This window comes from Paenibacillus diazotrophicus (assembly GCF_042610465.1).
Genome location: NZ_JBGJZN010000003.1, coordinates 536626 through 549702, shown reverse-complemented (window position 1 = coordinate 549702; position 13077 = coordinate 536626). Strand labels below are relative to the sequence as shown.

Annotated in this window: 10 protein-coding genes; 2 read left to right on the top strand and 8 right to left on the bottom strand. The window is 34.0% G+C overall.

Annotation, left to right across the window (positions count from 1 at the left end):
* Positions 1–79: 79 nt before the first annotated feature.
* Positions 80–1972 carry a choice-of-anchor Z repeating domain-containing protein gene (locus ACAN54_RS16565; protein ID WP_379157294.1) on the bottom strand — a complete coding sequence of 631 codons (1893 nt, stop codon included), beginning with the start codon at positions 1970–1972 and terminating at the stop codon, positions 80–82.
* A gap of 324 nt (positions 1973–2296) precedes the next feature.
* On the opposite strand from ACAN54_RS16565, the gene ACAN54_RS16560 reads away from it, so the two are divergent.
* Both ACAN54_RS16560 and ACAN54_RS16555 read left to right on the top strand, forming a co-directional pair.
* Entirely contained in the window at positions 2297–3508 is a 1212-nt protein-coding gene (locus ACAN54_RS16560; protein WP_379157291.1) for an ATP-grasp domain-containing protein, read from the top strand.
* 3 nt (positions 3509–3511) lie between these two features.
* Entirely contained in the window at positions 3512–4600 is a 1089-nt protein-coding gene (locus ACAN54_RS16555) for an FkbM family methyltransferase (RefSeq protein WP_379157288.1), read from the top strand.
* Positions 4601–4685: 85 nt separating this feature from the next.
* Here ACAN54_RS16555 and ACAN54_RS16550 read toward each other — a convergent pair whose 3' ends face one another.
* From ACAN54_RS16550 to ACAN54_RS16520, 7 genes are all read right to left on the bottom strand, one after another.
* The gene (locus ACAN54_RS16550) at positions 4686–5681 is read right to left on the bottom strand and encodes a TylF/MycF/NovP-related O-methyltransferase (protein ID WP_379157285.1); all 996 of its coding nucleotides are present in this window, start codon (positions 5679–5681) and stop codon (positions 4686–4688) included.
* Between the two features lie 17 nt (positions 5682–5698).
* Positions 5699–6652, bottom strand: coding sequence for a hypothetical protein (locus ACAN54_RS16545; protein WP_379157282.1), 954 nt, complete (start codon positions 6650–6652; stop codon positions 5699–5701).
* A complete protein-coding gene (locus ACAN54_RS16540; protein ID WP_379157279.1) occupies positions 6652–7353 on the bottom strand; it encodes a WbqC family protein in 702 nt (233 codons plus the stop codon). The genes ACAN54_RS16545 and ACAN54_RS16540 overlap by 1 nt, the downstream gene beginning before the upstream one ends.
* Entirely contained in the window at positions 7350–8432 is a 1083-nt protein-coding gene (locus tag ACAN54_RS16535) for a DegT/DnrJ/EryC1/StrS family aminotransferase (protein ID WP_379157276.1), read from the bottom strand. Before ACAN54_RS16535 ends, ACAN54_RS16540 begins: the two co-directional genes overlap by 4 nt.
* A gap of 18 nt (positions 8433–8450) precedes the next feature.
* The gene (locus ACAN54_RS16530; RefSeq protein ID WP_379157273.1) at positions 8451–9785 is read right to left on the bottom strand and encodes a glycosyltransferase; all 1335 of its coding nucleotides are present in this window, start codon (positions 9783–9785) and stop codon (positions 8451–8453) included.
* Between the two features lie 234 nt (positions 9786–10019).
* The gene (locus ACAN54_RS16525) at positions 10020–11882 is read right to left on the bottom strand and encodes a glycosyltransferase (protein ID WP_379157270.1); all 1863 of its coding nucleotides are present in this window, start codon (positions 11880–11882) and stop codon (positions 10020–10022) included.
* Positions 11883–11923: 41 nt separating this feature from the next.
* Positions 11924–13018: a glycosyltransferase gene (locus ACAN54_RS16520; protein WP_379157267.1), complete on the bottom strand. Its 1095-nt coding sequence runs from the start codon at positions 13016–13018 to the stop codon at positions 11924–11926.
* Positions 13019–13077 lie beyond the last annotated feature (59 nt).

Here is a 13077-nt window from a genome sequence, read left to right as displayed (position 1 = left end):
CTTAGTGCCTGCCTCAATATTCAGAGCAGATAATGTAATGATCTGCCCTCCCGTTATCGGCCCCACAGCGGGTGCAATCTTAGTAATTCACAGGGGCTGGTTTTACAATCGGTGCCTCATAGGTATATGCATTTGATAATGTTACGGCCTGGGTATCTGGATTAACAACTTTAATATCCACTGATTCCGCCGTAGCCCAAGCTGAAGTACGAATAATTAGTTGAGTAGAACTATAAAATGTTGCAGCTACTGAAGTATTATCCAAATAAACTTTAGCTCCGCTTACAAAGTTAGAACCATTGATATACACTAGAGTACCGCCTGCTTGCGGTCCACTTTTAGGGGAAATACTAGTGATTGCTGGTGCTGGTAATGGTGCTGGCAGCACATAAGTGTATCCATTAGCTAGCAAAGCCGATTGACCATCCGGATTAATGATACTAACATCAACAGGGCCTGCAGCAGAGGCTGCGGGTACTCGTACTTTAAACTGTGTTGAATTTACAAACGTCGTGACTACTTCAGTACTACCAAATCGAGCCTTAGCTCCACTAACAAAATTACTGCCGTTGATGACAATTATGTTAGTGCCAGACAGCACACCTGAATTAGGGCTAATCCCTGTAATAACCGGTGCTGGTAATGGTGCTGGTAGCTGATAAGTATACCCATTAGCGACTGTTGCACTTCTTCCATCAGGATTAATGATTCTAACATCAACTGCTCCTACAGCAGAAGCCGCTGGAACCCTTACTTTTAGTTGAGTAGAACTCACAAACGTTGTGGCTACTTCCTTACTACCAAATTGCGCCTTAGCTCCACTAACGAATTTACTGCCGTTAATCAAAATGACATTGTTCCCTTCCAACAACCCCGAGTTCGGAGTTATGGTTGAAACCGTTGGAGCAGATTCATCTACCAGGCCTGGAATAACGGATACCGGTAAAGAGGGGGAACTTTCTCCTTCTTCACCACGTGCAACTACAGATACATAATACTTCACTCCGTTTACCAGTTGCGTTAAGGTTACTTTATTTTCACTTACGTACTTATAATCGAAAGGTCCCTCTACTGAAGTTGAGACTTTAACATAGTATCCGTTCACTGCTCCTGCAACTGAATCCCATGTAACTTGTGCTTCTCTGTCTCCTGGGACAGCTTGAACATTTAGAGGAGTAGTCGGACGAATTAGGGATACCTCATTGGACACCAAACTCTTTGTCGCTCCATTTTTAGCTATGACTACATAATAGAATGATTTGTTATAATTCCCTTCACTATTTGACTCTTCATCAAGATAGCCTAACCAAGGTTTTTCCGGGACGATAGCAATAGTTGTATAGGGTCCTCCTGGCGTCTCCGATCGTTGTACTTCATACTCTGTCGCCCCCGGAACGGACTCCCAGTATAAAGCAATTAGTCCATCTACTATTTTTTCTAAATGTGGTGCGTTTAGTGGTGCATTTAGTGTTTGGTTTATGTATGTAATCTCATTAATCGCTACCCACGAAGCATTCCCATTTACATTAATTTTGATGGCATCATAGTTCCCCGGGGTGACAGGTATAGGTTCCAATACTGAACTAGTAGTAGTAACCCTTCTTGTTTCTAACTCACTTATTTGCACCCACACTCCACTGTTCAATCCGTATATTGTATATCCTTCATCAGTCTCTGGAGTTGCAAGTGCAGCTATTTGTAGCGCTGAAATACTCAGCTGCATTGGGAAATCGAGTTGTAATGTTGCACCATATGTAGTTGCGTTCCATCTTGTACTTAAATCTTTATCAATCACATTATTAGGAACAAAAGAACCAGCCGTTGTACTAGCCGTGACTATAGTTCCAGTAGGAAAAGAATCACCTTGCAATTCAGCTCCCGATTCACCGTTTGCAATGCTAGTAGAAGTCATAAACAACAATACTAATACAATAAATAAATTTGTGAATTTTCTCACATTTTCAACTCCCATATATTTTTTTGTAGGCCTTACTATTATCGGAAAGCCTATGGTTTAACTTTATAGTAAGTATTTAACTTTCCGTTTATAGAAACTTGATAACCTTCGTCCCAAGGAAGACTATTCAGAATAAAGAAGTTACTGTAACATAGGTGTAGACTCCAAGGTTAAAATAAAAGACTAATTGCTATAAACTGATATAGCCTTCTAGACCAAAAATAGTAATACATATCAGAAAAACAAAAGAAATAGGGTGACATCGTGAGAACAAACATATTAGTGTTCCCTTGCGGATCACAACCGGCTGTAGACATTAATTTTAGTCTGCGCGAATCAATGAGATTTGAAGTTTATGGTGCATCGAGTATTGAGGATCACGGAAAATTCGTGTACAAAAATTATATTGGAAATGTTCCAAACATTTCTGAGGACCAGTTTATTGAAGCATTTAATAAATTGATATTCAAATACAATATTAAATTTATCATTCCCACTCATGACTCTGTTGCCTTATTTCTTATGGAGAATCAAGAGAAGATTAACGCAACAGTTGTATCCTCTGAATTGGAAACCACAAAAATTTGTCGTTATAAATCACTTACATATAAAAAATTCAAGGATAATAGCTTTGTACCAATTATTTATGATTTGAATAACGTACATGAATTCCCGGTCTTTCTAAAGCCAGATTCAGGCCAAGGCGGAAAAGGAACACTTCTCGCACATAACTATGAAGAACTACTGCATCATACGAGTTTGAATTCCGACCTCTTAATATGCGAGTATCTCCCTGGTGAGGAGATCACCGTAGATTGTTTTACAGATCGAAACGCTTGTCTAAAATTAATTAGTCCTAGAACAAGAGAGCGTATTTTCGGTGGTATAAGTGTTCATTCTAAATTGATAGAAATAAGTGATGATATTTCCGAAATTGCCAATATAATAAATAAAAGACTGAAGTTTAGGGGCTATTGGTTCATTCAGCTAAAAAAAGATTCTAAAGGCAAATATAAATTATTAGAAATATGCACAAGAATGGCAGGGACATTCAGTCTTAGCGCAAATAGAGACATCAATCTACCCTTATTATCTTTACTAGATTTTATGGATTTAGACATAGAGATACTACCAAATAACTATAATATCGAGATGGATCGCTCATTTATCAATCGTTATCATATAGCTATTAATTATGATAGAATATACGTGGATTTAGATGATACCCTTATTCTCCGTAATCAATTTTGTAATGAGTATCTACTGATGTTTTTATTTCAATGTTTAAACAAGAATAAAGAAGTTGTTCTGATAACTAGACACTCAAAAAATGTTGAGGAAACTTTATTAAAATTCAAAATCAATCCTCAGATGTTCTCACAAATTATTCATCTGGATATGTCTGAAAGTAAATCTCAATTCATGAACACTGATAAACCATCTATTTTCATTGACAATTCCTTTGCCGAGAGAAGAGAAGTGAAGGAAAAACTTCACATTCCTACATTCGATATAAGCAATATAGAATCTTTAGTCGATTGGAGAGGCTAATTAATGTTAAATATTACGAATAGAAAAACTACTATTATCGAAGAAAAACGGGAGCTGTTCCTTAGAGTTCTTCAATCTGATGAACAGAAATTTATTGTAGGTATTAATCCCCTGTGTGATCATCTTATAGATATATTCAACCAAGAAAATATATACATTTCGGGAATAGTTGACGACTTTACAGACAAAAGTGATTATATGGGATACCCAATTTTTAAGACACAAAGTTTACCGAAAGATGCATTAGCTATTTCTTGTGTAGTAGATGGAAAGTTAATAACAGCAATAGATAATTTAAAGAGCCATGGAATTAATAATATTCTTACTTACTTGGAATTACGGTTACAATCTCCTGATTTATTCAAACAGGTGAGATTTTGTGAAAACAATATTATAGATATTGAAATAAACGAAAACAAGTATAATTGGCTATATTCTATTTTAGAAGATGAACTTTCACAAAAAACATTAGAAAATATCTTGGATTTTAGATATAACTATAATGTTGAATCCATGAGATTTTTCCCTTTCCAGCTACATAATCAATATTTTGATGACTTCATTCCGTTTAGTGATAATGAAATTTTTGTAGATTGTGGTGGATTTGATGGGAGTACTACAATTTCCTTTATTTCAAAACATCCGTCATATAAAAATGTCTATTATTTTGAACCCTCTCCATCACAATTCATCATATCAAAGAAAAATCTGGGTAATTATAGAGATATCACTCTTTTTAATCTGGCTACTCATAATTGCAATACTATACTGAAATTCGACTCAGGTGTTGGATCTTCAAGCAGTATTTCAAATAGTGGTAATATTGAGATTAAAACAACAAAGTTAGATGATGTTATCAATGATGCTGTTACGTATATTAAATTAGATGTTGAGGGCGTAGAATTCGAGACTCTTCAAGGGGCTGAGAATTTAATTAAAAAATTCCAGCCTAAACTTGCAGTATGTGTCTATCATAATCAAGCAGATTTTTGGAGGATTCCCGAATTAGTTTTAAGTTATAATCCATCTTACAAGGTATATATAAGACACTACACAGAAGGATTGTTAGAGACCGTGATGTACTTTATCTAGTTCATTCCTTTAACTTTAGCAAAATGACCTGTAGAAGACCACCTCTTTTCAAGGTGTTCATCTACAGGTCTTATAATTTTACCAACTATAATTTTATTAATACTGCATGGCCATTAATATTATGCAGAAATAATAATCGTTTATCCTGTTTTAGGGAGTTCACATATTTTGTTATCCCTTCGCATGTCATAAAACCGTAATCATCAAACACTACCATCCCACCAATGACCATCTTGTCCCAGATCCACTCTAGAATGTCTTTAGCTGATAAATATGCATCAACATCAATATGACAAAAACTGAAATACTGGTCCTGAACTAGCTCTTTAGTATCATCAGGAAATATCCCTTTGAGTAACTTTACATTATTAAGTTGCATATTATCAAAAATAAGCCGCTTAACAATCTCCTCACTTGTATCGCTATGTTCCCCCCCTACATAAACACTGTCATGTTGTGGTGATGTTTTTACAACACCGTTAAATGTATCACATAGATAAATTCTCTCGTTAATCCCACATAACTCTGCCTTTTTAGCAATCAAGGCGCCTGTCCCGCCCTTCCAAACTCCTATCTCTATAAGGGAACCACTCAATTTCGAAACCTGCTCAACCAATGACCATAGCTCGTAGCATCTATATTTGTCGACTAGTGTGTGGGTTCTGATAGTATTATACACTGTATTAAAATCCACATCTGTTTTCCACGGTGCATAATTTGATTGAGGTTTTATTTCTTCATAGGGAAATTCTGCGGGTAGTGCATAATACATCGACAGATAGTGTTTATTTTCCTCCATACCCATTTTGGTTAGTAAATTTGATATCTTATGATAAGTGGGTCCCGAAGGAGAAAACGTCAATAAAATAAATATATTTGATGCATCTTCTTTACTGAGTATTTCGGGACTATGAATTGTTTTTCCATAAAAATTCATCCCCCATTTATCTTTATCCATGTCAATGACATATGAAATATCATAAGATAAATTTTTAAATAATATATCTGCATTTTGGCCGGTACCGAATACAACAATTTTTTTAGTGTTTATCAATGGTATTATATCATCACTACTCAGCAAGGAAATCTCACTCCAGTTCACTTGAAATTTCTTATTAATTCAATAATAATATTCATATCTGAGATATCATATCTTTGATCTATAGGTAAAGGTATTAGATATTTTGCAAAATCATACTCAACTGTATTTGTCTCAACAATATTCATTACTTCTTTCCAATAAGTCGCAACGTAAATTTTATTATTGATTAAGTAACTCCTTAAATCCGCACTATGAATAAGTAGAGGATATATCATTGGACCATGAATATGTGTGAGATCAATATGCATTTTATTTATATTACCAAGAAATGAATGTAAGTGTTTAAAGTTATCTATTCTTTTAATGATAGATGATTCATAATTTATGTTTTGTAAAAAAGCCTCTGTTACCCTTGACATCTTTTTAAGCTGTTGATTAGTCATATCTTCTTCATTCTTTACATATTGGGAATAACTTTCTTGGGCATTAATATCTACTCTTTTAAGTAGATATTCATATTTATCATAGGATACATCTTGTTCAAGATCCATTTTAATTGTTGAATTTGTATATGCGAAACCACCATCGGCAACCCCAAAGAACTTTCTCGGCGAATAAAAAGTATCTACACCTTGAATTGGCTTTGAGAAGAACGCTTGTGTATTATCAATAATTATATTTTTTATATTGCTAGTAACTTTCTCTACTTGTCTATCATTAACACCAAAATAATTCACATATAATATACAATCGGTATCCTCAATATCTTTAAGTAATATGGGTTCAAACTTATCATTTATTGAATAGTACTCATATTCGATTCCTAGTTCTTTAATTGGTTCAATTATACTTTCACATATATAGTACGGAATAAATATTTTATTGAACTTTTTTTGCATCAAAATATACTTAAGAGCATTTCTTCCACTATTTAAAGCAACTGCATCTAAATGATATCTTTTCTTATGAGAACCCATTTCTAACTCAAAGAATCCTCCTATTTCTTTCATCAAATCAGCTCATATTCATTTAATATTTTCACTACTTCATCTTTTGAATTAAACATTAATACATCAATAATAGACAAAAAGGGAATAAAAGCATTATCCAGTTGTTGATAGTAAATATCTTTTGTCTTCAGGAAGTTCAAGTCTATTCCTGCCTTCGAGAAGTGATCCTTAGAGTATAAGCTTTGCCCGCCTATTGGGTTAACATATTGATCTGCCCCCAATTTTTTGCATATATCTATTATTCGCTCTTCAGCTTTAAGTTCTCTCGATATGTCTAATTCAGATGAATATAGAAACTTTGTTTTAACACCTAAAAAATCTGCTATTTCTTTTAACTGACTAGCATTAAACAAGGAGACATTAAATTCTGTTGAAATAAATATTTTTTTTATGAGATCTATAACCTCATTACAAAACGGAGCCTTCCTATACGCTATCTGTAAAGTTTTAATGAATTTTTTTTGTTCTGCAACTAGCTTGGTTGAGTATACTCTTTTATTTATGTCTAGTTGAAGAGAAGCTTGTTCTACACTAAAGGAAAATAAATGAGAATCCTTATTAAGTAGTATCCTGTTTCTATTTATCCAGCCTCCCTTTATATACTGAACATCATCATAAACAATGAAATAATCAACACAATTTATTAGCTGGAAATAACCGATATAGGGAAAAAGGTAGGGCTGCATCACTGCAATTTTCATAATAAAGCCTCTTTTACCGTTTGAATAATTCGTTTTTGATCCTCAAAAGCTAATGAATCATATAGTGGCAAGCAAAGGATTCTCTTAGTTATTGATCCAGAAACAGGCATATGTTCAGATTCCACGTAATCAAGGCTATCTAACGAAGGATAGAAATATCGACGCGGTGTAATTCCCTCATCCATTAAGAGTTCTCTGACACGCATCATTGATATCTCATCTTCGAGGACTATTGGAAAATAGCTATAGTTATTGGTACATTTCTCGTTATGTTTTTGTAATGTAATTCGTGGTGAGTCCATCTCAAAAGCCTTAGCGTAGTTCTCATATAATCCTTTCCGTTTGTTAAGAAGTTCATCCATATCATCTAGTACACATAATCCCATTGCAGCTTGGAATTCATTCATTTTAGCATTAATACCAACAGCAACTATTTTATCAGGGCCATCAATACCAAAATCTATCATTTTTTTAGCCCTACGATATAATTCTTTATCTTTGATGATTAGAGCTCCACCCTCTATTGTATGAAATATCTTTGTTGCATGAAAGCTAAGGGTAGCTACATCACCATAGTTTAGTATACTTTGACCATTATACTGAACTCCGAAAGCATGTGCCGCATCATAAATAACCTTAAGGTTATTTGCCTTAGCAATAGCATCTATCTCTTCAACCTGACAACCATTACCAAACACATGAACGGGTACAATTGCAGAAGTTGAATCTGTAATCTTATTTTCTATTTCTTTAATATTCATATTTAGCGTGGACTCATCTATATCTGCGAAAATCGGTTGAAGTCCTTCCCATACTAAGCTACTGGTAGTAGCAACAAAAGAAAAGGGAGTTGTTATAACCTCTCCCTTCAATTCCAATAGTTTATAAGCTACATTTAAAGCAATTGTACCATTCGTTACAAGCAAGATATTTTCTACCCCTAAATATTCTGCTAATCTTCCTTCTAATTCGGTTACAAGTTGACCATGATTTGTTAAAATTCCACTACGATAAATACGTGCCACATAAGAAATGAATTTTTCTTGATTAGGCAGGTGGGGCTTTGAAACATATATCATATGGGTACCCCTTTACATTTATGATTTACTTATCCACTGCAAATTTGAAGTGATTAGATTAAATACAGGAAGATATCGATTTGAAAGACTCATAAGTAGTTCTAGCGCCTGTTTTCGATTAATTCTCCATATATGCAAAAATCTCCATTGAATATATTGAAATACTCTAATTTGCAACCATGTATCCATTTTTTCTTTGCTTAAACCCTTGGTGATTCCAAAGCCATAAAGGCGTTCAAATTCTTCTATAGTAGGTAAGTCTTTATCCAATGGCATATTGTAGCTTAAGCTCTTCTCGTGCACTCTATAAACCCCTACATGATCATGAATAAAGCCTACATCACCTATTAACATGAGCTTTAGATATAAAAAGGTATCTTGACTTAATGTATCTTCAGCTAGGCACCCCATACTCTTAGCATCCTCTAATCGATAAATCGAAGTTAACGTACCAGGAATATGAGGATAGGCTTTTGTTTGATAATTCAAAAAATAATCAATTCCATTTGTTATCTCTTGAAGATTATTAGTTAAGCTCGTGATCAGCTCTGTGCTCATATTCAATTGTTGTATATTAGCAAAGACAAGTGAAACATTGGGGTTTTTTTCCAGAAGATCTACCGCTTTACTAATATAGTCTGATTTAATCAAATAATCGTCATGGTTAATTCCTAGGACATATTTACCACGCACTTTTTCATACAACAATGTTTGACAATTTTTTTGAGCACCTAAGTTTACTTCATTCCGTATATACCTGATTTTGGGATTAAGCACATATTGCTTCATCATCTCATCAGTCCCATCCGAGGAGCAGTCATCACCTACAATGATCTCAAGATCATCAAAATCCTGAAGTAATATACTATTTATTGTTTCCTGCAAGTATTCTTTCATATTATAGGTTGGTATAACTACACTAACTTTAGGCTTTTTCACAGATGATGAACTTCGCTCGGTATCCGGTTCTATCCATTGGTTACTCTGAATGTTTGTTATTATCGCGTCTATTTGTTGTATCAAATCATCGTCAGCTAGCTCTCGTGCCCTATAATATGTGTCTATCGCCTCGTTGTATAATCTTTTCAACTCATAAAGATAAGCCATATTAAATACTAAATCAGCATTATCTTTATCTAATACAAGCCCCATTCTTAACACTTGTTCTGCTAATGTAAGATTGCCCTCCATTAACGCAACCACTGCTTCAATAGAAAATATTTCGATATTATCGGGTATAGCCCTTCTAAATTCTTGAATTAAAAGTTTCGCTTCAGTAAAATCACCCTTTTGTGCCAACTTCTCTATTTCATTTTTAATATTGTTTTTCAAATTATTACTATCTAAAGTCATATAATAACTCCTCATTCCATTTTGTACATTCGGAAATCAAAGAAATAACCGTATGTAGACTATATAGGATATATCGGTTTTAATGGTATAAAAGTATAGTTGGAAAAATGAGTAAAGCCTCTATCTACTGATAGAGGCCAAGAAATTTCGAAGAACATTACTTATCTCTACACTGCTTCTTAAGGGAGACTGATCGAAGACAGTGTGAGAAGTAAAAACATAAGAATGGTTATGCTAACCCTCCCGCGAAACCATCTGCAACCATTGTGATTTGTGCCCCTGCTTTATCATTAATTCAACGGCCTGTTCGCAGCCTTCTTTGTAATTAACAAGTTTGTAAAGGTTATAGATTCTTTGAAGTGTAGCTATTCCATCTGAATTAATAAGTTTTTCGTATATATTTAATGCTTCTTGATATTTACCTTCAGCAATGAAAATATCTCCAATAAATCTTTCCAAGACCCGATCTGTAGAGTTTTTGTTTTCTCTCATTTTGATAGATAAATCTTTAGCAACTTCCGTAAATCCCAAATCATACAAAGTTCTAGCAAATGATAATTGTATATCATATCTAAAAAAGACGGCCTGATCATACATATATTGAAACAAGTCAAATTCTTTAAGATAAATCAAATGTTTGATACAAAATAAATAAACACTTTCAACCGTTTTGGATTTAACAGGTTCCTTCAAGTTTTTATTCTCTATTAGACAACTAATTATGTCCATATCCTTTTTACTTATGTTTATACTACTACGAAGGTGCTTTAATAAGTCAAAGTCCTTCAACAAAATGCACAGTAAAATAATATCCACAACATTTGCTTCATTAATCTGCGTTACTTGGAGTAAATCTTCTTTTGCTCCAGTGTAATCACCTGAATATTGTTTGCTAATTGCAATCATTTGAAGATCCGTATGTTTCACATAACTACTCATATACGACGCTAAAAGCGGAGACCTGAGTAAATATAGTATTTTCAACAAAGAATTCATACTCTGTGAATCAACAATTGGAAACACCTTATCAATATAGGTTTTGCTTTCTATCATGTTTAGTGAAGAGTTTAATTCAAAAAATCTCATGACGGTCACAACATGGTGTCTATTAGCAATAATGGCCTCACCTAGTAGTGACAGCGCCTCTTGTCTGTTCCCTTTAATTAATTGTATATCTGCCAACTTTGCAAGAGAGAGATAACTCCCAACTCCATCATACGAAGTTGTGTTCGCATCCTTCACCTCTCCAATTTCCAAACACTTTTTGAAACAAAATTCTGCATCGTTCAGATATTCTAATTTGCCATAGGCACGACCCATTATGAAGTAAAAATCCGTATAATCAGGAAACTGTAAAACAGCATCCTTCAATATTGCTATTGCTTCCGCATTCCTATCTAATTCTATTAAACATTCTGATAGTCCTGAAATTAACTTTGGAATAAAGATATTGCCTCTACTTAGGTTATAAGATTTTTGATAAGCTTCTACCGCTTTCGGGTAGTTTCCATAAATTTTATAGTGGGCACCTAGATTGAAATAACTATAACCCGATGGATTCTCTTTAACTTCCATTAGAAGAAGCTTTAAGTTTCTATCCTCTTTGTTCCTTTCATTGACAATCCCCTTCTCATAACCCACATGATGAATTATGAAATTAGCATAGGCATGCTCAAGCCCTGTGAAGTTACTAATATTTAAGTGTTCATGGATCTTGTTATCATATTTAAGACCAATATGGTTCTTAAACATCCGTATCGCTGAGTGATTAACTGCGTTCCCTAAAGATAAATAGTTTTTAATTTTCACAAAGTAATAATCCGCAACTAATGCATCTTTATCAACAAACTGTTCATCTAGATACTCATCAGCATCCAGAACCAGTATATAGTCAGAATTTGATTTTGAAATAGAAAAATTTCTTGCTTCAGCAAAATCATTATTCCACTTATAATGATAGATAGCGTCTGTATGTCTCCCTACAATTTCAAGTGTTGCATCTGTAGATCCTGTATCTACTATAATGATCTCATCCACTATGCCCTCAACGCTCTTTAGACACTTTTCGATATATTTCTCTTCATTTTTTACTATCATGCATAATGAAATCGATCTAGTTGTCATTTCAGGTATCCTCTCTACTCTGTTTTCAATAATTTTAAACGCTCTATAGCAGGAGTATAGTTCCATTCCTCAGCGATTTTATAATAAGAGATTGCTTCTGCCTTATCACCACGCGCCTCATGAAATACTCCTAAGTTATAATAGGACCTGAAACTTCCAACACCGACAACAGTCTCGTATTGAGATGGATCAGGTTCACCTAATTGTATGCAATATTTAAAGACTTCCTGTATCTTATCAATATACTGTATATCTTTTAGTTCTAACAAAGCTGCACCATAGATAAAATATATATCTGTAAAATCAGGATACAGATCAATACCTGTATCTATAATAGCAAAAAGATGGGTGAAGTCCTTGAGATTAAGCAAAGTATACGCATAATTCACGAGTAAACTCGAAACATATTGAGGTATCACACCCTGAATTGCCAGTAAATCAATTGAACTTTGAAATGTTGAAGCTGCCTCCAAATAATTCTTATTCACATAGTGTGTTTTTCCCAACTGGTACCAGGTATATGGATTGGTCGGATCTTCATTCAATTCTATCTCTAATAAATCTACATTTCGCTTAATTTTATTTTGCAATACAATTGCTTCATGTAAATACCCTGAATGAAGCAGAATGATCCCCGTTGAACACGTTACAGGTATGTTTCCATTTTTCATTATTACTTGCTCATGGATTCTCCCCTTATACATAAAATCCCCATCATTCCGAAAAACCCGAACAATCTCTGTACTTGTCACTTCATTATGGCTTGTCAAATTTCTTATTATTACTCTTCCAGCTACATTATCATTTCTTTGGCAAAATACTTCTAAGTTATTTACAGTGTTCTGGTCAAAGATTTCATCAGCATCCATAATTAGAATATATGGTTGTGAAGCCTTTGAGAGGGCAAAATTCCTTGCTTCACTAAAGCTATCATTCCAGCAAAAATTAAATACTTTGTTAGTAAATCTCTTAGCAATTTCTATTGTAGCATCACCCGAACCAGTATCAACAACAATAATATCTCGGGTAAAAGCAAACACAGAGCGAAGGCATTGTTCTATATTTTTTTCTTCGTTTTTTACAATTAAACAAACAGAAACGGGAATCACCTTTTGTCACCTACTCCATTTTAATCCTAATATTCAGGAAACAGGGTGCCCACTAGACA